The sequence below is a fragment of the Methylobacterium hispanicum genome (genome assembly GCF_022179285.1).
GTDB classification, from domain to species: Bacteria; Pseudomonadota; Alphaproteobacteria; order Rhizobiales; family Beijerinckiaceae; genus Methylobacterium; species Methylobacterium hispanicum.
Genome location: NZ_BPQO01000017.1, coordinates 76,478 through 100,769 on the forward strand (window position 1 = coordinate 76,478; position 24,292 = coordinate 100,769).

23 protein-coding genes, 1 other RNA gene and 1 riboswitch are annotated in these 24,292 nt (G+C 73.4%); of the genes, 16 read left to right on the forward strand and 8 right to left on the reverse strand.

Annotation, left to right across the window (positions count from 1 at the left end; genetic code table 11):
- Positions 1-6: 6 nt before the first annotated feature.
- The 5 genes from MFF56_RS18985 to MFF56_RS19005 are packed head-to-tail and all read right to left on the reverse strand — an operon-like array spanning position 7 to position 3,285.
- On the reverse strand, positions 7-906 hold the full coding sequence (locus MFF56_RS18985; protein ID WP_066924169.1) for a DUF4349 domain-containing protein: 900 nt from the start codon (positions 904-906) through the stop codon (positions 7-9).
- Positions 903-1,937 carry a cobalamin biosynthesis protein CobW gene (cobW, locus tag MFF56_RS18990; RefSeq protein WP_066924167.1) on the reverse strand — a complete coding sequence of 345 codons (1,035 nt, stop codon included), beginning with the start codon at positions 1,935-1,937 and terminating at the stop codon, positions 903-905. Before cobW ends, MFF56_RS18985 begins: the two co-directional genes overlap by 4 nt.
- 12 nt (positions 1,938-1,949) lie before the next feature.
- Positions 1,950-2,333, reverse strand: coding sequence for a DUF1636 family protein (locus tag MFF56_RS18995; protein ID WP_066924165.1), 384 nt, complete (start codon positions 2,331-2,333; stop codon positions 1,950-1,952).
- Positions 2,326-3,087 carry a CbtA family protein gene (locus MFF56_RS19000; RefSeq protein WP_066924163.1) on the reverse strand — a complete coding sequence of 254 codons (762 nt, stop codon included), beginning with the start codon at positions 3,085-3,087 and terminating at the stop codon, positions 2,326-2,328. Before MFF56_RS19000 ends, MFF56_RS18995 begins: the two co-directional genes overlap by 8 nt.
- Positions 3,088-3,108: 21 nt before the next feature.
- A complete protein-coding gene (locus tag MFF56_RS19005; RefSeq protein ID WP_066924161.1) occupies positions 3,109-3,285 on the reverse strand; it encodes a CbtB domain-containing protein in 177 nt (58 codons plus the stop codon).
- A gap of 38 nt (positions 3,286-3,323) precedes the next feature.
- Positions 3,324-3,516, reverse strand: a riboswitch (cobalamin riboswitch).
- Positions 3,517-3,619: 103 nt separating this feature from the next.
- Here MFF56_RS19005 and cobU point away from each other — a divergent pair.
- From cobU to MFF56_RS19025, 4 genes are read left to right on the forward strand one after another with little or no spacing between them, the layout of a single operon-like run.
- Complete coding sequence (cobU, locus tag MFF56_RS19010; RefSeq protein WP_066924159.1) at positions 3,620-4,147, forward strand: bifunctional adenosylcobinamide kinase/adenosylcobinamide-phosphate guanylyltransferase; 528 nt, start codon at positions 3,620-3,622, stop codon at positions 4,145-4,147.
- On the forward strand, positions 4,144-4,752 hold the full coding sequence (gene cobO, locus MFF56_RS19015) for a cob(I)yrinic acid a,c-diamide adenosyltransferase (RefSeq protein WP_066924157.1): 609 nt from the start codon (positions 4,144-4,146) through the stop codon (positions 4,750-4,752). Before cobU ends, cobO begins: the two co-directional genes overlap by 4 nt.
- Positions 4,753-4,765: 13 nt before the next feature.
- Entirely contained in the window at positions 4,766-6,220 is a 1,455-nt protein-coding gene (locus MFF56_RS19020) for a cobyric acid synthase (RefSeq protein ID WP_238230584.1), read from the forward strand.
- Between the two features lie 60 nt (positions 6,221-6,280).
- Entirely contained in the window at positions 6,281-7,624 is a 1,344-nt protein-coding gene (locus MFF56_RS19025) for an MFS transporter (protein WP_066921246.1), read from the forward strand.
- Between the two features lie 239 nt (positions 7,625-7,863).
- Here MFF56_RS19025 and cbiB read toward each other — a convergent pair whose 3' ends face one another.
- Positions 7,864-8,877 (reverse strand): adenosylcobinamide-phosphate synthase CbiB, encoded by a 1,014-nt coding sequence (cbiB, locus tag MFF56_RS19030; protein ID WP_066921254.1) that lies wholly within the window; start codon positions 8,875-8,877, stop codon positions 7,864-7,866.
- Here cbiB and cobD point away from each other — a divergent pair.
- The gene (gene cobD / locus MFF56_RS19035) at positions 8,854-9,882 is read left to right on the forward strand and encodes a threonine-phosphate decarboxylase CobD (protein ID WP_066921244.1); all 1,029 of its coding nucleotides are present in this window, start codon (positions 8,854-8,856) and stop codon (positions 9,880-9,882) included. The genes cbiB and cobD overlap by 24 nt on opposite strands.
- A gap of 4 nt (positions 9,883-9,886) precedes the next feature.
- Here the strand turns inward: cobD and MFF56_RS19040 are convergent, their stop codons facing one another.
- Positions 9,887-11,074 (reverse strand): MFS transporter, encoded by a 1,188-nt coding sequence (locus tag MFF56_RS19040; protein WP_066921242.1) that lies wholly within the window; start codon positions 11,072-11,074, stop codon positions 9,887-9,889.
- A gap of 357 nt (positions 11,075-11,431) precedes the next feature.
- On the opposite strand from MFF56_RS19040, the gene MFF56_RS19045 reads away from it, so the two are divergent.
- The 3 genes from MFF56_RS19045 to MFF56_RS19055 all read left to right on the forward strand — a co-directional run bounded on the left by MFF56_RS19045 (position 11,432) and on the right by MFF56_RS19055 (position 13,764).
- Entirely contained in the window at positions 11,432-11,629 is a 198-nt protein-coding gene (locus MFF56_RS19045; RefSeq protein WP_066921252.1) for a hypothetical protein, read from the forward strand.
- A 204-nt stretch (positions 11,630-11,833) separates the two neighbouring features.
- Positions 11,834-13,243 (forward strand): malonyl-CoA decarboxylase, encoded by a 1,410-nt coding sequence (locus MFF56_RS19050; RefSeq protein ID WP_066921240.1) that lies wholly within the window; start codon positions 11,834-11,836, stop codon positions 13,241-13,243.
- 80 nt (positions 13,244-13,323) lie between these two features.
- Positions 13,324-13,764: a VOC family protein gene (locus tag MFF56_RS19055; RefSeq protein ID WP_066921238.1), complete on the forward strand. Its 441-nt coding sequence runs from the start codon at positions 13,324-13,326 to the stop codon at positions 13,762-13,764.
- Positions 13,765-13,769: 5 nt separating this feature from the next.
- Here MFF56_RS19055 and MFF56_RS19060 read toward each other — a convergent pair whose 3' ends face one another.
- Entirely contained in the window at positions 13,770-13,931 is a 162-nt protein-coding gene (locus tag MFF56_RS19060; protein ID WP_156453650.1) for a hypothetical protein, read from the reverse strand.
- Positions 13,932-14,124: 193 nt separating this feature from the next.
- On the opposite strand from MFF56_RS19060, the gene rnpB reads away from it, so the two are divergent.
- The 8 genes from rnpB (at position 14,125) to murD (ending at position 24,231) form a co-directional block, all read left to right on the forward strand.
- Positions 14,125-14,542, forward strand: an RNA gene (gene rnpB, locus MFF56_RS19065) — RNase P RNA component class A.
- 466 nt (positions 14,543-15,008) lie between these two features.
- Positions 15,009-16,061, forward strand: a complete 1,053-nt coding sequence (gene rsmH / locus MFF56_RS19070; RefSeq protein WP_066921236.1) for a 16S rRNA (cytosine(1402)-N(4))-methyltransferase RsmH — start codon at positions 15,009-15,011, stop codon at positions 16,059-16,061.
- Positions 16,058-16,471 (forward strand): cell division protein FtsL, encoded by a 414-nt coding sequence (gene ftsL / locus MFF56_RS19075; protein ID WP_066921234.1) that lies wholly within the window; start codon positions 16,058-16,060, stop codon positions 16,469-16,471. Before rsmH ends, ftsL begins: the two co-directional genes overlap by 4 nt.
- 272 nt (positions 16,472-16,743) lie before the next feature.
- Positions 16,744-18,516, forward strand: a complete 1,773-nt coding sequence (locus tag MFF56_RS19080) for a peptidoglycan D,D-transpeptidase FtsI family protein (protein WP_066921250.1) — start codon at positions 16,744-16,746, stop codon at positions 18,514-18,516.
- Entirely contained in the window at positions 18,513-19,964 is a 1,452-nt protein-coding gene (locus tag MFF56_RS19085; protein WP_066921232.1) for a UDP-N-acetylmuramoyl-L-alanyl-D-glutamate--2,6-diaminopimelate ligase, read from the forward strand. Before MFF56_RS19080 ends, MFF56_RS19085 begins: the two co-directional genes overlap by 4 nt.
- A gap of 172 nt (positions 19,965-20,136) precedes the next feature.
- Positions 20,137-21,594 (forward strand): UDP-N-acetylmuramoylalanyl-D-glutamyl-2,6-diaminopimelate--D-alanyl-D-alanine ligase, encoded by a 1,458-nt coding sequence (locus MFF56_RS19090; RefSeq protein WP_066921230.1) that lies wholly within the window; start codon positions 20,137-20,139, stop codon positions 21,592-21,594.
- An 83-nt stretch (positions 21,595-21,677) separates the two neighbouring features.
- Entirely contained in the window at positions 21,678-22,763 is a 1,086-nt protein-coding gene (gene mraY, locus MFF56_RS19095; protein WP_066921228.1) for a phospho-N-acetylmuramoyl-pentapeptide-transferase, read from the forward strand.
- Between the two features lie 91 nt (positions 22,764-22,854).
- Complete coding sequence (murD, locus tag MFF56_RS19100) at positions 22,855-24,231, forward strand: UDP-N-acetylmuramoyl-L-alanine--D-glutamate ligase (RefSeq protein ID WP_066921226.1); 1,377 nt, start codon at positions 22,855-22,857, stop codon at positions 24,229-24,231.
- The last annotated feature ends 61 nt before the right edge of the window (positions 24,232-24,292 follow it).

Below are 24,292 nucleotides of genomic sequence, written 5' to 3' on the forward strand. Positions count from 1 at the left end.
GCCTCCTCAGCTCTCCGCGCGGTCGCGCGCGGCGGCCCGGTCGCGGCGGCGCCAGCGCATCAGCGCGCGGATCAGGACGATCCCGAGGGCGAGGATCGGGATCCAGGGCACGCTGGCGATCGCGAAGCCGAGCGCGGCCGCCGCGCTGGCGCCGAGCGTCTCGCCGCCGCGTGCCCAGACCCGCCGGATGGGGGCGAGGGCGCCCGCACCGCCGCGCTCCGCCCGCAGCACGAGCGCGACCGTCTCGGTGTCGATCCGTTCCTCCAGCGCGCGGCGCCGCCCTTCCGCCTCCTCGATCTGGGTCTGGGCCTGGGAGAGTTCGCCCGCGATCTTCACCAGATTCTCGACCTGGGTATCGGGCTTCTCGGCGAGAGCGGTCAGGCGGTCTTGATAGGCGCGCAGCTGCGCGAGGCGCCGCTCGACGTCGGCCACGGGCCGGGCGAGGTCCTCGGCCCGGGTCGCCTGCTCACGGACCGTCACGGTGCCCGCCGGCTCGCCCGGAAGGGGCGCCGTCGCGAAGGCGAGGAAGGGCGCGACGGATGCGTGGGGCAGCCGCACCTGGAGCCGGGCCTCCGGCTCCGACCGGGGGCCCGCGCCGCTGCGGATCGAGGATTGCAGCACGACGCAGGCGAGGACCGCCTCGTTCAGGCACCGGTCGCGGACCGCTTCGAAGCGGGGCCCCAGACGGTCCGCCGGAAGGTCGAGGGAGAGGTCGTGGCTGTAGGCGAGCTTCGCCCGGCTGGCCCGATCCGGCGCACCGCCGTCCTGGGACGCTTGTTTCGCGGCCGGCCGCACCTGCGGCGCGGCCGTTGCGGCCTCGTCCTGCCGCCCCTGCTCCTGGCAGGCGGCGAGCAGGCCGCAGGCCGCGACGGCCGCAAGAATCCGACGGCGCGCGCGGGCGCTCACCCGGCGAGCGCGGCCGCGACCGCATCCCGGTCGAAGCCCTTGAGGCCGATCACCACGAGCGTGCCGTCGCGGGGCTCGCCGCTGCGCCAGGGCCGGTCGAAGTGGTGGCTCACGCGCCGGCCGACGCCCTGCACGACGAGGCGCATCGCCTTGCCCTCGACCTCGGCGAAGCCCTTGATGCGCAGCACGCCCGCGGTCTCGGCCGCCCGCTCGACGCGCGCGGCGAGGTCGCCCGGCGTCGTGGCGGGCCGTACGGCGAGAGCCACGGTCTCGAAGTCGTCGTGGTCGTGGTCCTCGCCCTCGCCGTGATGCGAGGGGCGTGCGTCGAGGTCGTCCTCGGCGGCCGCCGCGAGGCCGAGGAGCACGCGCGGGTCGATCGCGCCACGCTCGGTCTCCACCACCTTCACGGCGCGGGGCAGGTGCCCCTCGACCTCGGCCCGCACCCGCGCCCGGGTCTCGGCGGCGATCAGGTCGGACTTGTTGAGCACCACGAGGTCGGCGCAGAGGAGCTGGTCCTCGAACACCTCTTCCAGCGGGTTGTCGTGGTCGACCGACGTGTCTGCGGCGCGCTGGGCGGCCGAGGCCTCGGGGTCGTCCGCGAAGGCGCCGGAGGCGACCGCCGGGCCGTCCACCACCGCCACGACGCCGTCCACGGTGACGCGCGAGCGGATCGCCGGCCACTGGAAGGCCTGGACGAGGGGCTTGGGCAGCGCGAGGCCGGAAGTCTCGATCAGGATGTGCTCCGGGGGCTCCGCCCGGTCGAGGAGCGCGGTCAGCGCCGGCACGAAGTCGTCCGCCACCGTGCAGCAGATGCAGCCGTTCGGCAGCTCGACGATGGAATCCTCGGTGCAGCCCTCGACGCCGCAGGCGGCCAGGAACGACTTGTCGAAGCCGACATCGCCGAACTCGTTGACGAGGATCGCGAGCCGGCGCCCGCCCGCGTTCTCCACCACGTGGCGCACCAGCGTGGTCTTGCCGGCCCCGAGGAAGCCGGTGACGATGGTGCAGGGCACCTTCTGGACGATGGTCATGACGGGGAACCTTCAGCCCGCATCGGCTGCGGGAAACGGGGGGATGCGGGCGACGACGCCCTTGCGGAAGGCCTCCGGCCGCTCGCGCCAGGGCACGATCCCGTCCGGGGTGCCGGCGTAGCGCGCGAGCCCGTCGAGGATGGTGCGGGCGGATGCGACCGGGTCGAGGTCGCCGTACACGTAGGTCCAGCGGTCGGCGCTCGCGACCGCCACCGTGCAGGGCCGCTTGCAGACCGAGAGGCACTCGACCGGCTCGATCCGGAGGGACGCCGCCGGGTGCGCCGCCAGCTCGGCGCGCAGCGCGTCGAGCAGGCGCGCGCCGCCGCGGGGGCCGTCCGGCGCGTCGTCCGGGCTGCGGCAGGTGGTGCAGACGTAGAGCGTCGCCGGGTCAGACACGGATCGGGCGCTCCCGGCCGAAGACCTGCCAGGCCCAGCCGAAGCTGAGCCCGATCACCGCCCAGAACACGAAGCCGACCGCGAGCGAGCGAGCCGCGAACTGCGCCGCGAGGCCCGCGGGCAGCTCGGACTTCGCGGCCGCCACCTCGGGCGCCCCGGCGATGTGGGGCGCCACGATCAGCACGAGGCCGCCGAGGATCGTCACGGCGGCGCGCCGGATCGCGATGAGGTAGAGCCCCATCGCGGTCGCGAGCGCGGTCATCAGCCACCACGCCTGCCGGGTGGCGAGCGGGGCGGCCTCGCTGCCGGGCAGTTCCGGCGGCAGGCCGAGCGCGGGCGCCAAGCCCACGCTGACGAAGCCTGCGACCGCAAAGGCCAGCGCCCGCTCGGGCGTCGGGTCGCGCCCGAGGGCCAGCATCACGGCGCCGAGCAGCAGCGCGTAGCCGACGCCGCCAACGAGCGTCGCGAGGCCCGTGAAGAGGATGCGCGGCAGGCCCTCGCCGGGCTGCCACGCCGGAGCGCCGCCGTGGTCGTGCGACTCGCCGCCATGCGCGAGATGCAGGTGGGCGCGGTGCAGGAGCGCGCCCTCGAAGCGGGCAGGCGCGAGCGGCAGCGCGGCGCTGTGCGCGGTGCCGCTCTCGTAGCGCTCGGCCTCGATGATCAGCGGGGAGGTGAGGGCGACCTGAAGGCCGGTCGCGACCACGGCCGCGAGGAAGCCGGCGGCGAGCGCCGCCGACAGGAGCCGGAGAATCATGAAGCTGGTGGCTTCAGGCGGTCAGTGGCAGGGGAAGTTCTGCGTGTGCCGGAAGTCGTGTGCGGCGTTGTGCAGCGCCTGGGCCGGGGCGAAGCCCGCCATGAAGACGAGGCCGAGGCCGAAGAGGGCGGCGAGCACGACCGCGCCGAGGCGCTCGTTCGTGCGGGTGGCGCCGAGGGTCTGAACCTGCGTGGTCATCGGATGACGATCTCCGGCCGCCCCACCGGCGGCGTTCGAGGAAACACGGGCGGACGGCAGGTCTCCTGGCTCGCGGATCCTCGCGCCTGCCGCCTTCCCGGGACACCCGGTGGCTGGTGGCAGGAACTCGCCGCTCACAGTTGCGGGGGCAGCCGCGGATTCGAGGGTCGCCCCCCTCACCGCATTCCCTTTTCACCCCCGCGAGGGGGCACCGTCCATTCCCGCTCATAGCCTGTCGCGGGCGGGCGCACAACGCGTCCGCATCCGACTTCGAAGCAGGAGTTCGACCGACGGGCGCTTTGACGCCCCGGCTCTCCGCGGGCAAAGGAGCCGAATGGTTCAGGCCTCTCCCCGGACGACCCTGGTGCTCGGCGGCGCGCGCTCGGGCAAGAGCGCCTACGCGGAGGCGCTGGTCGAGGCGCACCCCGCGCCCTGGCTCTACCTCGCCACCGCCCAGGCGTGGGACGACGAGATGCGCGAGCGGATCGCGCTCCACCGGGCGCGGCGCTCGGGCGACTGGATCACCCGCGACGTGCCGATGGATCTGCCCGAGGCCGTCGCCGCCGCGAGGGGCCCGGTGCTGGTCGATTGCCTGACGCTCTGGCTCACCAACCTGATCCTCGCCGACGCCGACGTCGAGGCGGCGGGTTCCGCCCTCATCGCCGCCTGCGCGGGGGCGCGAGGCCCGGTCGTGCTCGTCGGCAACGAGGTCGGGCTCGGCATCGTGCCGGACAACGCGCTCGCCCGCCGCTTCCGCGACGCCGCCGGCCGCCTGCACCAGCGCCTCGCGGGCCGAGCCGAGCGCGTCGTCTTCATGGTGGCGGGCCTCCCCATGATCGTGAAACCCGGAGCCCAGCCATGACCGACGCGACGGAAGCCGACCGCCACCGCGAGAAGATGGCCAAGCGCAAGGCGGTGCAGGACGCCGAGGTCGCGCAGAAGACCGTCGAGAAGGGCCTGCTCATCGTCCATACCGGCCCCGGCAAGGGCAAGACGACGGCGGCGCTCGGGCTGATGGTCCGGGCGCTCGGGCGCGGCTGGCGGGTGGCCTGCGTGCAATTCATCAAGGGCGGCTGGGACACGGGCGAGCGCCACGCCTTCGCGGCCTTCGGCGACAGGGTCTCCTGGCACACGCTCGGCGAGGGCTTCACCTGGGAGACGCAGGACAAGGCCCGCGACATCGCCGCCTGCCGCCACGCCTGGGAGCGGGCCGAGGCTCTGATGGCCGACCCCACGGTCCGCCTGCTCGTCCTCGACGAGCTCAACATCGCGCTCCGCTACGACTATCTCGATCTTGCGGCGGTGGTGGGAACGCTCCAGGCTCGGCGGCCGGACCTGCACGTCGTGGTCACGGGCCGCAACGCCAAGCCGATGCTGATCGAGGCCGCCGACCTCGTCACCGAGATGGGCAGCGTCAAGCACCATTTCGCAGCGGGCGTGAAGGCGCAGGAGGGGATCGAGTTCTGATGGTGGCGCGCGCATGACCCGGGCCCTGATGATCCAGGGCACCGGCTCGGACGTCGGCAAGTCGCTGATCGTGGCCGGGCTGGCGCGCGCCTTCTCGCGGCAGGGCCTCAGGGTGCGGCCGTTCAAGCCGCAGAACATGTCGAACAACGCCGCCGTCACCGCGGACGGGGGCGAGATCGGCCGCGCCCAGGCGCTGCAGGCGCGGGCGGCCGGGGTGAGCCCCAGCGTCCACATGAACCCGGTCCTGCTGAAGCCCCAGAGCGATGTCGGCGCCCAGGTCGTGGTTCAGGGTCGCATGATCGCGACCGCGAAGGCGCGCGACTACCAGGCCTGGAAGCCGCGCCTGATGCGGGCGGTGCTCGACAGCTTCGCCCGGCTGCGCTCGGAGGCCGACCTCGTGCTGGTCGAGGGCGCGGGCTCGGCGTCCGAGGTGAACCTGCGGGCCGGCGACATCGCCAACATGGGCTTCGCGCGCGCCACCGACACACCGGTGATCCTGGTCGGCGACATCGACCGGGGCGGGGTGATCGCGAGCCTCGTCGGCACGAAGGCGGTGATCGAGCCGGGCGACGCCGCGATGATCCGGGGTTTTCTGGTCAACCGCTTCCGGGGCGACCCAACCCTGTTCGCCGAGGGCATGCGCCTCATCGCCGAGCACACCGGCTGGGAGGCGCTGGGGCTCGTGCCGCACCTGCCCGCCGCCGCCCGGCTCCCGGCCGAGGACGTGCTGGGCCTCGCGGGCTCGGCGCCCGGAGCCGGGGGGGTGACGATCGCCGTGCCGGTGCTGCCGCACATCGCCAATTTCGACGACCTCGACCCGCTCAGGGCCGAGCCCGGCGTCGCGGTGGTGCTGGTGCGCCCCGGCGAGCCGATCCCGGGCGACGCCGCGCTCGTGCTGCTGCCGGGCTCCAAGACCACGATCGACGACCTCGACGCCCTGCGGGCCGAGGGCTGGGACATCGACATACGGGCGCATCTGCGCCGGGGCGGGCGGGTGCTCGGGCTCTGCGGCGGCTACCAGATGCTGGGGCGCACGCTGGCCGACCCGCACGGCATCGAGGGCGCACCCCGCACCGTGCCGGGCCTCGGCCTCCTCGACGTCGAGACCGTGATGACGCCCGAGAAGCGGCTGGAGGCCGTCACCGGCACCAGCCTCGCCGACGGCCTGCCCCTCACCGGCTACGAGATGCATATCGGCGCAACCTCCGGGCCCGACGCCGCCCGCCCGCTCGTCCGCCTCGCCGACGGGCGCCTCGACGGGGCGGTCTCGGCGGACGGTCTCGTCAGCGGCACCTACCTGCACGGGCTCTTCGCCGACGACCGGCAGCGCGCCGCCTGGCTGGCGCGCCTCGGGGCCGGGGCCAGCGGCCACGCCTACGAGGCCGGCGTCGAGGAGGCGCTCGACGCGCTCGCCGGACACCTCGAGGCGCATGTCGATCTCGGGCGTCTGCTGGCGCTGGCCCGCTAGGATTGCGCGCCCTAGGCTGCACCTGAAGTCCGGCCCGGGAGCCGGACGCGGGAGGACGCCATGACGCCGGAGCCGCCCCAGGTCGATGCGCGCCTCGCGCACGACACCGTCCGCACGGTGACGCTGCGGCTGATGCCGCTGCTCGGGCTGATGTACCTGATCGCCTATATCGACCGGCAGAACATCTCCTACGCCAAGCTGCAGATGGTCGGCGATCTGGGGCTCAGCGAGAGCGTCTACGGGCTCGGCGCCTCGCTGTTCTTCCTCGGCTACTTCCTGTTCGAGGTGCCGGCCAACGTGATCCTGGAGCGGGTGGGCGCGCGGCGCTGGTTCGCCCGCATCATGTTCACCTGGGGGCTGATCACGATCCTGCTCGGCTTCACCCAGAACACCTCGATGTTCTACCTGCTGCGCTTCCTGCTGGGCGTGGCGGAGGCGGGCTTCTTCCCGGGCGTGCTGTTCGCGCTCACGCTCTGGTTTCCCCAGTCTCACCGCGCCCGGATGATCGGCTGGTTCATGATCGCCAGCGCCTTCGCCAACGCGGTCGGCGCGGCGATCGGCGGCGCGCTCCTCGACCTCGACGGGCTGTTGGGCCTCAAAGGCTGGCAATGGGTCTTCGTGGCGACCGGCCTGCCGGCCCTGGTGCTCACGGTCGTGGTGCTGCGCGTCCTGCCGGACGGACCGGAGCGGGCGCCCTGGCTGCCGCCGGAAGGCAAGGCGTGGCTCTCGGCCCAGCTCGCCCACGAGCGCGAGAGCGGGGGCCAGGTCGAGCACCACAACCCGTTCGGCGCGCTGCTCGACCGGCGGGTCTGGATGCTGGCCTCGGTCTACGTCGCCTTCCCGCTCGCGGCCTACGGGTTGAGCTACTGGCTGCCGACCGTGGTGAAGGGGTTCGGCGCCTCGAACACCGCCAACGGCTTCATCAACATCGTGCCGTGGCTCGTGACCGCCTTCGCGCTGTGGTGGGTGCCCCGGCGCGCGGCGCGGACCGGCGACCAGCTCTGGCACGTGGTGGTGCCGGGGCTCGTGGCGGCGGCCGCCTTGGTGCTGAGCGTGGTGCTGCCGGGGTCCGCGCTGAAGTTCGCCTGCCTGTGCGTGGCGGCGGCGGGCGTTTTCTCGGCCCAGCCCGTGTTCTGGTCCCTGCCGCCGACCTTCCTCAAGGGCGCGAGCGCGGCGGCCGGCATCGCGGCGATCAACTCGGTGGGAAACCTCGGCGGCTTCATCAGCCAGAACGCGGTGCCCTTCATCCGCGACCGCAGCGGCAGCGACCTCGCGCCGATGTACTTCCTGGCGGCCTGCCTGGGGCTCGGGGCCTGCCTGATGTTCGTGGTGCTCTCCGCGCTCCGCCGCGACGCCGCGCGGCGGGGCGTGGCGATCGAGCCGGTGGCGCCGCGCACGGCGTAGACTGCCGGATCCCCTCTCCCCGCCGTGCGGGGACAGGGCTCGGGCGACCTCGTCGTCGGCTGAGCGAGCCGGCAGGCGACGGTGAGGGGGCTTCGACGGAGGAGGCTCTTCCGTTCAAGCCCCACCACCGCTCCGGCTGCGCCTTCGCTTCCTGTCCGCACAACGAGGTGCGGACAGGCCTCTCCCCGCGCGCGGGGAGAGGGGGGAGCCTCTTCCGGATCGGTCCGGCGAGGTCGCCCTCAGACGAGCAGGAACCCTAGCCCGGCCGCCGTGAGCGCCAGCAGCCAGAGCAGCAGGCAGGCCGTCCGGTAGAGCGCGAGCGCCCGCTCGATATCGGCCGGGCCGGCCTCGGCCCGCCCATCGCCCATCCAGGCATCCTCCACCACGCGGCCGCCGTAGACGCGCGGCCCCGCCAGCGCGAGCCCGAGCGCGCCCGCCATCGCGGCCTCCGGCCAGCCGGCATTGGGTGAGCGGTGCCGCCGCGCATCCCGCCGAACCGCCGCGAGGGCGCGGCGGGGCGAGGGGCGCGACGAACCGCGCAGTGCGTGCAACCCCGCTGCGGCGACGATCAGCCCGGCAGTGAGCCGCGAGGCCGGCAGGTTCACGAGATCGTCGAGGCGCGCGGCCGCCCAGCCGAAGGCCTCGTGGCGCGGGGTGCGGTGGCCGATCATGCTGTCGGCGGTGTTGACCGCCTTGTAGAGGGCGCCGCCCGGCAGCCCGCCGAGGCCGATCCAGAGGGCCGGCGCCACGATCCCGTCGGAGAAGTTCTCGGAGAGGCTCTCGATCGCGGCGCGGCAGATCGCGGCCTCGTCGAGCGTCTCGGGGTCGCGCCCGACGATCATCGACACCGCCCGGCGCCCGCCCGGCAGCCCCTCGTCCCGCAGGGCGCGGGCGACGGCCGCGACGTGGTCGTGCAGGCTGCGCTGCGCGGGCAGGCTGGCGCAGAGGAGCGCCAGGATAACGAGGCCCGCCTGGGCCCCGGCGAGGCCCGCCAGAATCGTCAGGACGAGCGCTGCCGCGCCGACCGCGGCGAGCAGGACGACCAACGCCAGCACGCCCATTGCCCGGCACAGCGCGGAGGAGCCCCGGTTCAGCCCCCGGTCGAGGGCCGCGATCAGCCGGCCGATCCAGGTGACAGGGTGGCCGAGCGCCCTGTAGAGCGCGTCCGGGTAGCCGGCGAAGGCCTCCACGGCGAGCGCCAGGGCCAGGACGGCGAACGTGGCGGGCGGATGAGCGAGCGCGGTCCAGAGCATCGGGCTACCGGCAAAGTCGAGACCGCTCCGGCGGCGCATGGCGGCGATCTCGGGGCGGCGCGCGCCCTGTTCCCGGCGGCACCCGAGCCCTGGATCGACCTCTCGACGGGGATCAACCCGGTTCCCTATCCGTGCCCGGCGCTGGACGCCAGCCTGTGGCAGCGCCTGCCCGCGGCCGCCGACGAGGCAGCGCTCCGCGCGGCGGCCGCCGAGGCCTACGGCGCACCGGACCCGGACTACGTGGCGGCCGCGCCCGGCACGCAGATCCTGATCGAGACCCTGCCGCGCTTGGTGCAGCCCGCCCGCGTCGCCGTCGTCGGGCCGACCTACGCCGAGCACGCCGCCGCCTGGGGGCGGGGCGGCCACGCCGTCGCCGCCGTCCCGGATCTAGCCGCGGCGGGCGACGCCTCGGTCGTCGTCGCCGTCAACCCGAACAATCCGGACGGGCGCGTCCTCCCGGCCGGCGACCTGATCGCACTGGCGCGGGATCTCGGCCGGCGCGGCGGCCTGCTCGTGGTGGACGAGGCCTTCTGCGACCTCGAATCGGCCGCGAGCCTCGCGGGCGCGCTCCTGCCGGGGCTCGTCGTGCTGCGCTCCTTCGGCAAGACCTACGGGCTGGCGGGCCTGCGCCTCGGCTTCGCGCTCGCGGTTCCGGAGACGGCCCGCGGGATCGCGTCGGCGCTCGGGCCCTGGGCGGTCTCCGGGCCGGCGCTGGCGGTCGGCCGGGCGGCGCTCGCCGACCGGGCGTGGCGCGAGGCGGCCGCCGCGGCGCGCGCCGCCGACGCCGCGCGGCTCGACCGGATGCTGGCGCGGGCCGGCGGCGCGATCGTCGGCGGCACCTGCCTGTTCCGGCTGGCGCGCTTCGCGGACGCGCCCGGCCTGTTCGAGCGGCTGGGCGCGGCCGGGATCTACGTGCGGCGCTTCGCCGACCGGTCGGACCTGCTCCGCTTCGGCCTGCCGGCGGACAAGGGGCAGTGGTGCCGGCTCTCGCGGGTGCTGAGGTAGGCGCTCAGGTCCGCGGCCCGCGGAGCGCCACGAGGAGCGATGCGCCCGACAGCAGGAGCCCGACCGCGCAGACGCCGGGCCAGCCGGCGGCGAGGAAGGCCTGCGAGCCCGCGAAGGCGCCCGCCGCCCCGAACACGAACATCACCGTGAACAGCACCGTGTTGAGGCGCCCCCGCGCGCCCGGAGCCAGGGCGTAGACCTGGGTCTGGTTGGCGATGAGCGCGCCGTTGAGGCCGATGTCGATGAGGAGCACGCCCACGGCCACCGCCGCGAGCGACCATTGCCCGGCGGCCCAGAGCACCCCGAAGGCCGCCATCACCAGCACCGCGCCGCCGACCACGACGGGCCGCGCCCCGCGCCGGTCGGTGAAGCGGCCCGACAGCGGCGCCACCAGCGCGCCCGCCACGCCGATCACACCGAACAGGCCGGCGCCCGCAGCCGTCAGGTTGAAGGGCTCCGCCTCGACGAGGAGCGCCAGCGTCACCCAGAAGGCGTTGAAGCCGGCGAACAGCAGCGCCTGGGACAGGCTCGCGCGGCGCAAGACCGGCTGCGTGCGGGCGAGGTGCAGGATCGACAGCATCAGCGCGCGGTAGCGCAGGCGCCGGGTCTGCGGGGTATGCGGGAGGGTGGCCCGCGCGATCCCCGCCATCGCGAGCGCCACGCCGGCGGCGGCCAGGAACACCGCCCGCCAGCCGAGATGCGCGCCCACGAAGCCGCTCGCGGTGCGGGCGAGCAGGATGCCGGTGAGGAGCCCCGTCATCACCTGGCCGACGACGCGGCCCCGCGAGGCGTCCGGCGCCAGCTCGGCCGCGAAGGGCACCGCCTGCTGCGCCGCCGACGACAGAATGCCGATGGCGAGGCTGGCGAGCGCCAGGCCCGCGAGGTTCGGGCTGAGGCCGGCGGCGACCAGGGCCAGGGCCAACGCCAGGAGCTGCCCCACGATGAGGCTGCGCCGGGGCAGGCCGTCGCCGAGCGGCACCAGCCCGACGATGCCGAGCCCGTAGCCGACGAGGCAGGCCGCCGGCACCCAGAGGGCGGCCGCGTCGCCGAACTCGCCCGCCAGCAAGGCCAGCAGGGGCTGGTTGTAGTAGATGTTGGCGACCGCCCCGCCCGCGATCAGCGTGAGGCCGAGGCGCGCCCGAGGGGTCAGCGAACCGGTCGGCGAACCGGCCGGATCCGGACTTCCGGTCATGCGCGGGCCGACAACGGACGGGTGGAACGCATCGCGGCCTCGTGGAGCTCCGGGGGTAGGACGGATGGGCCGGTTAGGCCGGCCGGGGCACCCTGACAACCGGTACGGCCGCAGGGCAGGGGCGCGGGAGAATGGCGCACCGCCTTCATTCGGGGGATCGGGCCCCCATATCCGGGTCCGGCTAGGGCTCCGGGCTCGCGAAAAAGCGCTGCATCGCGCCCGCGCGTACCGAATGGACCGCCTTCCGCTCTTGGCGGCGGCGGATTCGTCGTCTCCTATATGACGGTGATCCTAGCCATCGCCCGATCCGATTCGGCCGGGCTCCGGTGCAACCGCAACACGATCAGGGAGTTCCGCGTGTCGAACTACCGCATCGACTTCGCCAGGGAGATCTTGGGGGTTCCCTTCACCGTCGGCTCGGTGGGCATCCAGCGGGCGCGCGACCCCGAGCGCGCGCTGCGCGCCGCGGAGCTGCGCTTCGCACGCCAGCACGGCGTCGGCGATTGGCGCGAGCGCGCCGACCGCGCGGTGATCGCCGAGGGCGGCCGGGTCTGACGCTCCGGAGGCGCCGGCGCAGGACCGGCGCGTGATGCCCGGCCTCTCGGTGCCCGGCCTTTTGATCCCCGGTCTCTTGGTCCCCGGCCTCTTGCCGCGGGCCCTGGCCGCGGCGACGCTTCCGCCGTAGAAACGGGCGGGCCACAGGACGACCGTCGCGCGGCGCGACCGCGTCCGGGACGGTAGGCGAGGGACGGGCGAGGCATGGCGGCGAGCTCTTTCTTCGGGGACCTGATCCAGACGATCAGCGACCGCGGCCGCGACCTCATCGGCATAAGCCGGGGCGACCTCGCCTCGCGCGCCAGCGCAGCCGAACTGGTCAAGCTCTGCGACGACCTGATCTCGCGGCGCGGCGAGGCCTCGGGCGTGGCGCTGGCCCGCCTGATCCTCGACCGCTACGCGAGCTTCTCGGGGCCCGAGCGTCACGACTTCCTGCGCCGCATCGCCGTCGATTTCGACGCGGACCACGCCGCGGTCGATGCGGCCATCGCCGCCTACCGGGCCGAACCGAGCCGCGCGCGCCTCGGCGCGCTCCACACGGCGGTGGAGCCGCGCAGCCAGGAGCTGATCCGCCGGCTCAACCTCGCCCGCGACGGCACGCTGGCGCTGGTGCGCATGCGCGAGGACCTGTTCGACCTGCGCAAGGCGCTGCGCGACGACCCCGCCTGCCCGCCGGAGGTCACCGACGCGATCGACAGCCTCGACGCCGATTTCGAGCACCTGTTCGCCTCGTGGTTCAACCGCGGCTTCCTGGTGCTGCGCCCGATCGACTGGACCACCCCCGCCCACATCCTGGAGAAGATCATCCGCTACGAGGCGGTGCACGAGATCCAGGGCTGGGACGACCTGCGCCGCCGCATCGAGCCGAAGGACCGGCGCTGCTTCGCCTTCTTCCATCCGGCGCTGGTGGACGAGCCGCTGATCTTCGTCGAGGTCGCGCTCACCGACGCGATCGCGCCGGCCATCGCGCCGATCTTGAGCGAGGAGCGCCGGACGCTGAGCCCGCGCGCCTTCACGACCGCGATCTTCTACTCGATCTCGAACTGCCAGCGGGGCCTGGCCGGCGTCACCTTCGGCAACTTCCTGATCAAGCAGGTGGTGGAGGATCTCGCCCGTGAGATCCCGGGCCTGAAGACCTTCGTCACCCTCTCGCCGGTGCCGGGCTTCGCCGCCTGGCTCGACCGGGAGCGCCGGGCCGACGCCCCGCAGGGCCTGACCCGCGAGGACGTCGAGACCCTGCGGCTCCTCGACGAGCCCGACTGGTGCACCGAGAAGGCGAAGGCCGACGCGGTGCGCAAGGCCCTGATCCCGGCGGCGGCCGCCTACTTCCTGCGGGCCAAGAACCCGCGCGGCCGTCCCCTCGACCCGGTCGCCCGCTTCCATCTCGGCAACGGCGCCCGGCTGGAGCGGATCAACTTCCTGGGCGACGTCTCCCGCAAGGGGTTGCGGCAGTCCTACGGACTGATGGTGAACTACCTCTACGACCTCTCCGCCATCGAGAAGAACCACGAGACCTTCGCCAATCTCGGCACCGTGGCAGCCTCGAGCGCGGTCACGCGCGAGCTGCGCCAGAACCTGCCGCCCGCCCGCGCCGTGGCGCTGGCCGAGGCGTGAAGGCTGGCCTTCCGCTGCCCCGCCCTAGATCAGCGGCGAGGGCGCCCCGCCTCGGCGGCGCCGCGCCAGGGTGAGGACAGATGGAATACCTGCACACGATGGTCCGGGTCGCCGACCTGGACCGGGCCCTGAACTTCTACGTCGAGATCTTCGGCCTGAAGGAGGTGCGGCGCGTCGAGAACGAGAAGGGGCGCTTCACCCTGGTCTTCCTGGCCGCGCCCGGCGACGTCGCGCGGGCCGAGAGCACGAAGTCGCCGCTGGTCGAGCTGACCTACAACTGGGACCCGGAGACCTACACGGGCGGGCGCAACTTCGGGCACCTCGCCTATCAGGTCGAGGACATCTACGCCTTCTGCGCGCGGCTGAAGGAGGCGGGCGTCACCATCAACCGCCCGCCGCGCGACGGTCACATGGCCTTCGTGAAGTCGCCCGACGGCATCTCCATCGAGATCCTGCAGAAGGGCGGCGCGAAGCCGCCGCAGGAGCCCTGGGCCTCGATGGAGAACACCGGAAGCTGGTAGGGACCTCAGAGCGCGGCCGCGGGCGTGATGCCGAGTTCGGCGAGCTTGGCCCGCACCGCCTCGACCGGACGCTTGAGCTTCAGGCTGATCACCGCGGGCGGGATGCCCGCGCGGGCGAGTTCGCGCAGGATCTGCACGGCATCGAGCGTCCAGGTCGTCTCCGTCATGGCTCTCTCCTCTGAAGAGGGGTGCCCGCCGGCAGGATCGTCTCGCGCGCCGGGCGCCGACCTCGAAGTGGAGGGTGCGCCCGCGCGCGGACCGCCGCAACCGTCTGCCCGAAATCCAGGCCTGCCCAATCGCCGGGCAGGCCCGTCGACCGTCCTTGACGCGGGACCGCCCGCGGCGCATCCCCGCCGCGGATCAGGCGGCCGGGCGGCCGCTCCGGGCGCTCGCGCCCGGGGAGGAAAGTCCGGGCTCCATGGAGAGACGGTGCCGGATAACCTCCGGCGGGGGCGACCCCAGGGACAGTGCCACAGAGAGCAGACCGCTCCGACGGGCCCTCGGGCCCGCCACGGAGTCAGGGTGAAAGGGTGCGGTAAGAGCGCACCGCGGACGCGGCAACGCGGACGGCACGGCAAACCCCACCGGGAGCAAGACCGAATAGGGGCGGCGCGCGGCCACCCGCGAGGGAGCCGCAGGCCCTCTCTCCAGGCCAGTCGCCCGGGTTGGTTGCTCGAGGCGGCCGGCAACGGTCGTCCCAGAGGAATGGCTGCCACGTTCCGGGCGCCGCAAGGCGTCCGGAGCCCTACAGAACCCGGCTTACAGGCCGCCTGATCCGCCCGCGGGCCCTGCCGCACGCGCAGGCGCCGCGAAGCATTCGTCCGCGGCCTCGAGCGCGTCTCGTCAATAGCGATACCCCACCTCCGGCCGCGAAGATCGGTGCCTGCGCGCTGGGCGAGGTGTTTTGCCGAATCGGGCCGACGCATAACGTTCGGTTAACCTTGCTGCGATCTGATCGGGGCGCACCATCCGGCAGTCTAGGGTGCGTTGACGATCCTCCGAGGCCCATGTTAACCGGAACCATACCGTCAACGGCGTCGATCGGCCCGACGGGCACGCCCTGCCGCGGAGCAGGGAGCGCCCGCGGGCGGGGCATTGCGTCCCGCCGGGTCGTCGGAGCCCCCCCTTTCCGGTCGGCGGGAGCGCGGTCGGACGCAGGTGCCCATGAGCCGATCCAGCGCAGACGCCGTCCCGTGCGGGCGGGTCGAACCGATTCCCGGAACGCCGCGCCACGCGAGGGCGCGATGAAGCGGGCGGCCGGGCACGTCCCCGCGCCCCCCCATGTTCCGGTCCTGCTCGACGAGGTGATCGCGGCGCTGGCCTTGCCCGGCGCCGGGCTCGCCGTGGACGGAACCTTCGGCGCGGGCGGCTACACCCGCGCCATGCTGGCGGCCGAGCCGGGCCTGCGCGTCGTCGCGATCGACCGCGACCCGAGCGCCATCGCGGCCGGTGCCGGCCTCGTCGCCGAGGCCTGCGGGCGCCTGCGCCTCGTGCCCGGCCGTTTCGGCGATCTCGACGTCCTGCTCGCCGAGAGCGGCGAGAGCCGGATCGACGGGGGGCTGGCCGACCGGGTCGTGCTCGATATCGGCGTCTCCTCGATGCAGCTCGACCAGCCCGAGCGCGGCTTCTCCTTCCGGCACGACGGGCCGCTCGACATGCGCATGGGCGCGGACGGGCCGAGCGCGGCCGACATCGTCAACATCGCCGAGGAATCGGCGCTCGCCGACATCATCTACCATTACGGCGAGGAGCGGCGCGCCCGCGCAGTCGCCCGCACGATCATCGAGGCGCGCCGCCGCGGCCGGATCGAGACCACGGCACAGCTCGCCGACCTCGTGGCGGGCGTCGTCCGGGCCGAGCCCGGCAGCGGCATCCACCCGGCCACCCGCACGTTCCAGGGCCTGCGCATCGCGGTCAACGACGAGCTGGGCGAGCTGGTGCGCGCGCTCCACGCCGCCGAGCGGGCGCTGCGGCCCGGCGGCCGGCTCGCCGTGGTGACGTTCCACTCGCTGGAAGATCGCATCGTCAAGCAGTTCTTCGCCGCCCGCAGCGGCCGGGCCTCCCAGGGGTCGCGCCACCTGCCCGGCGCGCTCCCGGGCAGCACGCCCGCGCGCAGCTTCCAGCTCGTCACGAAGGGGCCCGTCCTGCCGGGCGAGGCCGAGACCGCCCGCAACCCGCGCGCCCGCTCGGCGAAGCTGCGCGCGGCCGAGCGCACCGAGGCGCCCGCGCCCGAGCCCCTCGACGCGATCCGCACGCTCGCCAGCCTGCCCGAACCGCGCGGAGGTGCACGCCGGTGATCCGTCTCCTCAACCTGCTGGCGGTCTGCGGCCTCGTGGCGTCCGCGATCTACGCCTACTCGATCAAGTACGACACGCTCTACCAGGGCGGTCAGGTCTCGAAGCTGAAGACCGCCCTGCACAAGGAGCGGCAGGCCATCGCGGTGCTGCGCGCCGAGTGGCAGTTGCTCACGCGGCCCGACCGGCTTCAGGCGGCGGTTGCCAAGCACCTCGCGCTGGAGCCGATCGGCGTGAGCCATCTCGGCCGCTTCAGCGACCTGCCGGCCCGGCCCGAGCGCGGCGACGAGATCGGCCGCCTGCTCGCCGCGACCGCGACGCCGAAGGACGGCGGGGCGCCGGAACCGCGCACCACCGGCTCGCTCACCCGCACCGTCACCACGACCCGCACGCCGACCACGGCTTCGAGGTAGCGCCCGTGCCTGATGACGCCCACCACACCCCCGACGCGCACGGACGGGCCGAGGCGACGGACGCCGGGTCCGCCGCGCCCGGCTTCACCCCGACTTCGGGCGCCGAGCCCTTCGCGGCCGAACATCTGGACCCGGTCCAGGCCGCCCAGGATCCCGCCGAGCACCCCGAGGCGGGCCACGCGGCGGACGCGTACGATTCGACCGGGGCGCACGCGGAGGCGGCCGTGGTCGCGCCCGAGGAAGCCTCGCGCCTCGCCGCGGCGGTCGCCGCCCTGCGCCCGCGGCAGCGACCGCTCGCCGACCTTCTCGGGGCGATGTTCCGCCTCGCCATCGAGCGCTCGCACACCCGCGTGGCGATCGTCGGCCTCGCCTTCCTGGGCGTGTTCGGGGCGATCGGCGGCAAGCTGGTCTACCGCGCCGCCTTCCCGGGCAAGGGCCTCAACGAGCACGCGGTCGCGGCCGCCGCCACGACCGCGATCCGGCCCGACATCGTCGATCGCAACGGCGAGGTGCTGGCCACCGACATCCGCACGGTCTCGGTCTTCGCCGAGCCCGGCAACATCTACGACGTGGACGAGGCCGTCGAGCTTCTGACCGCGGTGCTGCCCGAGCTGAACGCCGGCGACCTGCGCAAGAAGATCGAGGACAAGAAGGAGTGGCTGAAGCGCCGCGGCAAGACCGATCCAGGCTTCATCTGGGTGAAGCGCGAGCTGACCCCGAAGCAGCAGGCCGAGGTCCACCGCCTGGGCATCCCGGGCATCGGCTTCCTGCCCGACCACAAGCGCGTCTACCCGAACGGGGTCGCGGCCGCCCACATCATCGGCGCGACGAACCTCGACAACATCGGCATCGCGGGCATCGAGAAGTACATCGACACGCAAGGGAACAAGGCCCTCAACGAGTTCGGCTTCGTCGCCAAGCAGACCGACCTGAAGCCGGTCCAGCTCTCGCTCGACCTGCGCGCCCAGTTCGCGGTGCGCGACGAGCTCGCCTGGGGCATCGACCACTTCAAGGCCAAGGCCGGCGCCTCGATGATCCTCGACGTGACCACCGGCGAGGTGATCGCCCTGGTCTCGATGCCGGATTTCGACCCGAATGACCCGAAGGACGCGCTCTCGCCCGACCGGATCAACCGGATGAATGTCGGCGTCTACGAGATGGGCTCGACCTTCAAGGCGATGACGCTCGCCATGGCGCTGGAATCGGGCAAGTTCACCGTCAACTCGACCTTCGACACCCGCGGCGGCGTGCTGAACTGGGGCCGTCAGAAGATCCACGAGTACCACGGCACCAACCGGGTCATCACCATGCCGGAGGTGTTCACGCACTCCTCCAACATCGGCTCGGCCAAGATGGCGCTCGGCGTCGGCGTGCCCGGCCACAAGGCCTTCCTGAAGAAGATGGGCCTGCTCGACCGCCTGCGCACCGAGCTGCCGGAATCGGCAGCCCCCATCATCCCGCCGCGCTGGACCGAGATCAACACGATCACCATCGCGTTCGGCCACGGCCTCGCGGTAGCCCCGCTCCAGGCGTCCGCGGCCGTCGCGGCGATCGCCAACGGCGGCTTCCTGATGACGCCGACCTTCCTGAAGACCACCCCCGACGCGGCGATGGAGAAGGCCACGCGGGTGCTGCGCTCCGACACCAGCGAGGCGATGCGCTTCATCATGCGCCTCAACGCCGTCGAGGGCTCGGCCAAGAAGGCCTCGATCCCGCTCTACTACGTCGGCGGCAAGACCGGCACGGCCGAGAAGGTGATCAACGGGCGCTACGTGAAGAACCGCCTCTTCACCACCTTCATGGCGGCGGCACCCATGAACAACCCGAAATACCTCTTCGTCACCCTGATGGACGAGCCGCAGGGCTTGCCGGAATCCGGCGGCTACGCCACCGCCGCCTGGAACTCGGGCGTGGTGACGGGCCGCGTGATCGAGCGGGTCGCGCCGATCCTCGGCCTGCCGCCGCAATTCGAGCCGCCGGTGAAGCCGTTCCCGCTGATGGTGAAGCTCGGCGCCTACCACGCCGACAAGGTCGACGGGCGATGACGGCCCTCGGCGACCTGTTCCCGGAGGCCGACGCGGCGGTCGCCGACCTCGCCGCCTCCGCCGTCACCGCCGACAGCCGCCGGGCCGGGCCCGGCGCGGTCTTCGTCGCGGTGCCGGGCACGAAGGCGGACGGGCGGATCTTCGCCGCGGCCGCCGCGACCGCGGGCGCCGTCGCCGTCGCGGGGGAGGGCGCGCGGCCCGCCGATCTGCCGGCCGGCACGCCCTGGATCGCGGTGCCCGACGCACGCCGGGCGCTGGCGCTCGCGGCGGCCGCACTCCACCCGCGCCAGCCCGAGACGGTCGTCGCGGTCACCGGCACGGCCGGCAAGAGTTCGGTCGCCGATTTCGTGCGCCAGATCCTGTCCCGGCTCGGCCGCGACGCGGCAAGCCTCGGCACGGTCGGGATCGTGACGAATCGCGGCGCGCAGTACGGCTCGCTGACCACCCCCGACCCGGTGACGCTGCACGAGACCCTGGCGCGTCTCGCGGAGGAGGGCGTCACGGATCTGGCCATGGAGGCCTCCTCGCACGGAATCGAGCAGCGCCGCCTCGACGGCGTGCGGCTCACCACCGCCGGCTTCACCAATCTCGGCCGCGACCATCTCGACTACCACGCCGACATCGAATCATATCTCGCGGCCAAGCTCCGGCTGTTCGACACCCTGCTGCCGGAAGGCCGCCCCGCGATCGTCAACGCCGACGGCCCCTTCGCCGACCGGGTGATCGCGGTGGCGAAGGCGGCGGGCCGGCCGGTCCGCACCACCGGCCGGGCCGGGGAGGCAATCCGCCTCGTCGCCGCCCGCACCGAGGGCTTCGCGCAAGCGCTCGACCTCGACGGCGCGCACGGGCCCCGCACGGTGCGCCTGCCGCTCGTGGGCGCCTTTCAGGTCGAGAACGCGCTCGTCGCCGCCGGGCTCGTCCTGGCGACGCCGGCGGGTGCCGCCGACCCGGACGGCGTCTTCGCCGCGCTCGATCATCTGACCGGCGTGCCCGGCCGGATGGAGCGGATCGGCGAGGCCAACGGGGCCTTGTGCCTGGTGGACTACGCCCACAAGCCGGAGGCGCTGGAGAGCGTTCTGACGGCGCTGCGCCCTTTCGCCGGCGGCCGCCTCGTCCTCGTCTTCGGCTGCGGCGGCGACCGCGACCGCGGCAAGCGCCCGCTGATGGGCGCGATCGCGGCCCGCCTCGCCGACCGGGTCGTCGTGACCGACGACAACCCCCGCAGCGAGGACCCGGCCGCGATCCGCGCCGCGATCCTGGCGGCCGCACCCGGCGCCGCCGAGATCGGTGACCGGGCCGAGGCGATCCGCTTGGCCGTGCGCGAACTCGGCCCCGGCGACGTTCTGGTGGTGGCCGGCAAGGGTCATGAAACCGGCCAGATCGTGGGCGATCGCACCCTGCCGTTCTCGGACCACGACGTGGTCCGGGCCGCGATCGCGGACGCGTAGGCTTCTCGCCGCCGCGCTCGGAAGGCGCGCCCTCAGCGGGCGGAGCAAGGCCTGCGGGCCGGGGCACGGATGGCGCAACGCGCTCCCTCTCCCGTGCGGAAGAGGGGACCCGCGCTCCACCATGAAACTGGTCTCGATACAGGCGCGGACCGGGCAAAGACGTGGGTACGAAATGACAGACCTCTGGACCCCGCAAGCCCTGGAGGCCGCCACCGGCGGGCGGCTCGTCGGCGCGGCCCGCCCGATCGGCGGTGCCTCGATCGATACGCGCACGCTCCAGCCGGGCGACCTGTTCTTCGCGATCCGCGGCGAGGCCCGCGACGGGCACGATTTCGTCGCCGCGGCGCTGGAAAGGGGCGCGGGCGCGGCGGTCGTCGGGGCCGCGCGGGCGGAGGAGTTTTACCAATCCGGGCCGGTCCTTGCCGTGCCGGGGGAGGGACCCGACCCGGTCCTCGACGCCATGCGGGCGATCGGCCGGGCGGCGCGCGCCCGCACCGGCGCGCAGGTCGTCGCCGTCACCGGCTCGGTCGGCAAGACCGGCACCAAGGAGGCGCTCCGCCACGTGCTGGCGGGGCAGGGGCCGACCCACGCCTCCGTCGCCTCCTACAACAACCATTGGGGCGTGCCCCTGACCCTGGCGCGGATGCCCGCCGAGACGCGCTACGGCGTGTTCGAGATCGGCATGAACCACGCCCACGAGATCCTGCCGCTGACCGCCGAGGTCCGGCCGGACGTCGCGCTGATCACCACGGTCGAGCCCGTCCATATCGAGCACTTCCCCTCGCTCGCGGCGATCGCGGACGCCAAGGGCGAGATCTTCTCCGGGCTGAAGCCCGGCGGCGTCGCGGTGATCAACCGCGACAACCCGAACTTTTCGCGGCTGCTCGCCCACGCACAGGCCTCGCCCGCCGGCCGAGTGATCACCTTCGGCGAGCATGAGGCGGCCGACGTGCGGGCCCTGCGCATCGTGGTGCGCCCCGATCTCTCGGTGGTCGACGCCGTGGTGATGGGCCAGCCCGTGACCTACCAGCTCGGCACCGCCGGCCGGCACACGGCGATGAACTCGCTGGGTGTCCTGGCGGTGATCCACGCGCTCGGGGCCGACCTCGCGGAGGCGGCCCTGGCGCTCGCGCGGCTCAGCCCCCCGGTCGGGCGCGGCGCGCGCACCGCCCTGCACCTCCCCGGCGGCGAGGCCTGGCTGGTCGACGAGAGCTACAACGCCAACCCGGCTTCCGCCCGCGCCGCCCTGGCGACGCTCGCCGGCATCGAGACCGGCCCGCGCGGGCGCCGGATCGCGGTGCTCGGCGACATGCTGGAACTCGGGCCCACCAGCGAGACCCAGCACCGCGGCCTCGCCGAGGCGGTCGAGTCCCACGGCATCGACCTCGTCTTCACCGCCGGCACCCGGATGGGCCACCTGTTCGAGGCGCTGCCCATCGGGCGCCGCGGCATCGCGGCGGGCGCCTCCGACGACCTCGTCGAGCCGCTGGCCAAGCTCCTGCGGCCGGGCGACGCCCTGATGGTCAAGGGTTCGAACAGCATGCGCATGGGCCGGATTGTCGAGGCGCTGAAAGCCCGCTACGCGGACGCCGCGGCGCAGCGCGATTCGCCCCGCACCGCCACACCCTGAGGGGCCCGCTTCCCTCACCTGACCCCATCCCGGGCCGGCCAAGGGGCCGCCCCCTCCCTGAACGAGCGGGCTCGGCTGAACCGATGCTGTATCTCCTGTCGGACCTGAGCGGCACGCTCTCGGCCCTCAACGTCTTCCGCTACATCACCTTCCGGACCGGGGGCGCGCTGTTCACGGCGGGCCTGTTCGTGTTCTGGTTCGGTCCCTGGATCATCTCACTGCTGCGCCTGCGCCAGGGGAAGGGCCAGCCGATCCGCGAGGACGGACCGCAGACCCACCTGCTGACGAAGCGCGGCACGCCCACGATGGGCGGCCTGATGATCCTGGCCGGTGCCGTCGTCGCCATCCTGCTCTGGGCGAACCCGCGCAGCCACTACGTCTGGGTGACGCTGCTGGTGACGCTGGGCTTCGGCGCCATCGGCTTCTACGACGACTACCTCAAGGTCACGAAGCAGTCGCACAAGGGCTTCTCCGGCAAGTCCCGCCTGTTGCTGGAGGCGCTCATCGCGGGCGCGGCCTGCGCGGCGATCTCCTATTTCTCACCGGCCCCGCTGCAGAACCAGCTCGCCTTCCCGGTCTTCAAGGACGCGCTCCTGAACCTCGGCTGGTTCTACGTGCTGTTCGGTGCCTTCGTCATCGTCGGCGCGGGCAACTCCGTGAACATGACCGACGGCCTCGACGGGCTCGCCATCGTTCCCGTCATGATCGCCTGCGGCACCTTCGGGGTGATCGCCTACCTCGTCGGCAACTCCTTCACGGCGAGCTACCTGCAGGTGAACTACGTGCGCGACACGGGCGAACTCGCCGTGGTGTGCGGCGCCGTGATCGGGGCGGGGCTCGGCTTCCTCTGGTTCAACGCGCCCCCCGCCCAGATCTTCATGGGCGACACCGGCTCGCTCGCACTCGGCGGCCTCCTCGGCGTCATCGCGGTCGCCACCAAGCACGAGATCGTGCTGGCGATCGTCGGCGGCCTGTTCGTGCTGGAGATGATGTCGGTGATCATCCAGGTCGCCTCGTTCAAGCTCACGGGAAAGCGTGTCTTCCGCATGGCGCCGATCCACCACCACTTCGAGCAGAAGGGCTGGAAGGAGGCGCAGGTCGTCATCCGCTTCTGGATCATCGCCGTGATCCTGGCGCTGGCCGGCCTCGCCACGCTGAAGCTGCGCTGAAACGGCGCGCGGCGCTCTTCCCTAGCCCCGAGCGGCGGGGCTAGGAGAGGCGGCCGCGCCCCGGCGCGGCCGATCTCGAGGTTTCGCGCGCATGACCCCCATCACCACCTTCGCGGAGCGCGACGTCGCCCTGTTCGGCCTCGGCGGCTCCGGCCTGGCCACCGCCAAGGCCCTCAAGGCGGGCGGTGCCCGCGTGCTCGCCTGGGACGACAACCCGGAAAGCGTGGCGCGCGCGGGCGAAGCGGGCATCGAGACCGCCGACCTGCACGGGATCGACTGGGCGGAGATGGCCGCCCTGGTGCTGGCGCCCGGCGTGCCGCTGACCCACCCCGCGCCGCACTGGAGCGTCGGGCTGGCAGAGGGCGCGGGCGTCGAGATCATCGGCGACATCGAGCTGTTCTGCCGCGAGCGCGCCAGGATCGCCCCCGAGGCGCCCTTCGTCGCGATCACCGGCACCAACGGCAAGTCGACCACGACGGCGCTCGTCGCCCACATCCTGGCGCAAGCTGGCCGCGACGTGCAGATGGGCGGCAACATCGGCACCGCGATCCTCTCCCTGGAGCCGCCGTCGGTCGACCGCATCCACGTGATCGAGCTGTCCTCGTTCCAGATCGACCTGACGCCCTCGCTCGCTCCGAGCGTCGGCGTCCTGCTCAACATCACCCCCGACCATCTCGACCGGCACGGCACGCTGGAGCAGTACGCCGCCATCAAGGAGCGGCTGATCCGGGGCGCCGACCTCGCGATCGTCGGCATCGACGACCGCCCGAGCCGCGAGATCGCCGAGCGCCGGGGCGACCGGCTGGTGCGGATCCACGTCCCGGTCCATTCGCCGCGCGACGCGACCCTGGCTGGCGACGCGCTGATCGCCCGGGACGCCGCAATCTTCGACGCCGACGACACCCGCCTCGCCGACGTCTCGGGCATCGGCAGCTTGCGCGGCGCACACAACTGGCAGAACGCCGCCGTCGCGGTGGCGGTCGCCCGCGCGCTCGGCATCTCGTCTGAGGCGATCCAGGCCGGCCTCGCCTCCTTCCCGGGTCTGCCCCACCGGATGGAGGAGGTCGGCCGGCGCGGGCGGGTCCTGTTCGTCAACGACTCGAAGGCCACGAACGCGGATTCCACCGAGAAGGCGCTCACCGCCTTCCGGGACATCCACTGGATCCTCGGCGGCAAGGCCAAGGACGGCGGAATCTTCCCGCTGGTGCCGTATTTCGAGCGGATCGCCCACGCCTACCTGATCGGTGCGGCCTCCGACGCCTTCGCGGCGACGCTGGAGGGCGCGGTGCCCTACACCCGCTGCGAGACGCTGGACGTCGCCGTGCGGGCGGCCTCCGAGGGCGCGGAAGCGTCGGGCGCGCCCGAGCCCGTGGTGCTGCTCTCCCCGGCCTGCGCCTCCTACGACCAGTTCCGCTCCTTCGAGCACCGCGGCGACCGCTTCCGGGAGCTGGTGCGGGAGGTGCTCTGAGGGCGCCGCTCTCCCTCCCGCCTCTGCGGGGGAGGGAGGCGCGGTGCGCTCGCCCCCTACC

What these genes read in the sequence shown, in the direction of transcription:
- MFF56_RS19000 (WP_066924163.1), bottom strand. Translation starts at nt 3,087, where the DNA reads ATGATTCTCCGGCTCCTGTCGGCGGCGCTCGCCGCCGGCTTCCTCGCG.
- MFF56_RS19005 (WP_066924161.1), bottom strand. Translation starts at nt 3,285, where the DNA reads ATGACCACGCAGGTTCAGACCCTCGGCGCCACCCGCACGAACGAGCGC.
- cobD (WP_066921244.1), top strand. Translation starts at nt 8,854, where the DNA reads ATGAGCGAGCGCGGTCCAGAGCATCGGGCTACCGGCAAAGTCGAGACC.
- cobW (WP_066924167.1), bottom strand. Translation starts at nt 1,937, where the DNA reads ATGACCATCGTCCAGAAGGTGCCCTGCACCATCGTCACCGGCTTCCTC.
- MFF56_RS19060 (WP_156453650.1), bottom strand. Translation starts at nt 13,931, where the DNA reads ATGACGGAGACGACCTGGACGCTCGATGCCGTGCAGATCCTGCGCGAA.
- MFF56_RS19050 (WP_066921240.1), top strand. Translation starts at nt 11,834, where the DNA reads ATGGCGGCGAGCTCTTTCTTCGGGGACCTGATCCAGACGATCAGCGAC.
- MFF56_RS19090 (WP_066921230.1), top strand. Translation starts at nt 20,137, where the DNA reads ATGACAGACCTCTGGACCCCGCAAGCCCTGGAGGCCGCCACCGGCGGG.
- cobU (WP_066924159.1), top strand. Translation starts at nt 3,620, where the DNA reads ATGGTTCAGGCCTCTCCCCGGACGACCCTGGTGCTCGGCGGCGCGCGC.
- MFF56_RS19085 (WP_066921232.1), top strand. Translation starts at nt 18,513, where the DNA reads ATGACGGCCCTCGGCGACCTGTTCCCGGAGGCCGACGCGGCGGTCGCC.
- MFF56_RS19055 (WP_066921238.1), top strand. Translation starts at nt 13,324, where the DNA reads ATGGAATACCTGCACACGATGGTCCGGGTCGCCGACCTGGACCGGGCC.
- rsmH (WP_066921236.1), top strand. Translation starts at nt 15,009, where the DNA reads ATGAAGCGGGCGGCCGGGCACGTCCCCGCGCCCCCCCATGTTCCGGTC.
- MFF56_RS19020 (WP_238230584.1), top strand. Translation starts at nt 4,766, where the DNA reads ATGACCCGGGCCCTGATGATCCAGGGCACCGGCTCGGACGTCGGCAAG.
- cbiB (WP_066921254.1), bottom strand. Translation starts at nt 8,877, where the DNA reads ATGCTCTGGACCGCGCTCGCTCATCCGCCCGCCACGTTCGCCGTCCTG.
- cobO (WP_066924157.1), top strand. Translation starts at nt 4,144, where the DNA reads ATGACCGACGCGACGGAAGCCGACCGCCACCGCGAGAAGATGGCCAAG.
- murD (WP_066921226.1), top strand. Translation starts at nt 22,855, where the DNA reads ATGACCCCCATCACCACCTTCGCGGAGCGCGACGTCGCCCTGTTCGGC.
- mraY (WP_066921228.1), top strand. Translation starts at nt 21,678, where the DNA reads ATGCTGTATCTCCTGTCGGACCTGAGCGGCACGCTCTCGGCCCTCAAC.
- MFF56_RS19025 (WP_066921246.1), top strand. Translation starts at nt 6,281, where the DNA reads ATGACGCCGGAGCCGCCCCAGGTCGATGCGCGCCTCGCGCACGACACC.
- MFF56_RS19040 (WP_066921242.1), bottom strand. Translation starts at nt 11,074, where the DNA reads ATGACCGGAAGTCCGGATCCGGCCGGTTCGCCGACCGGTTCGCTGACC.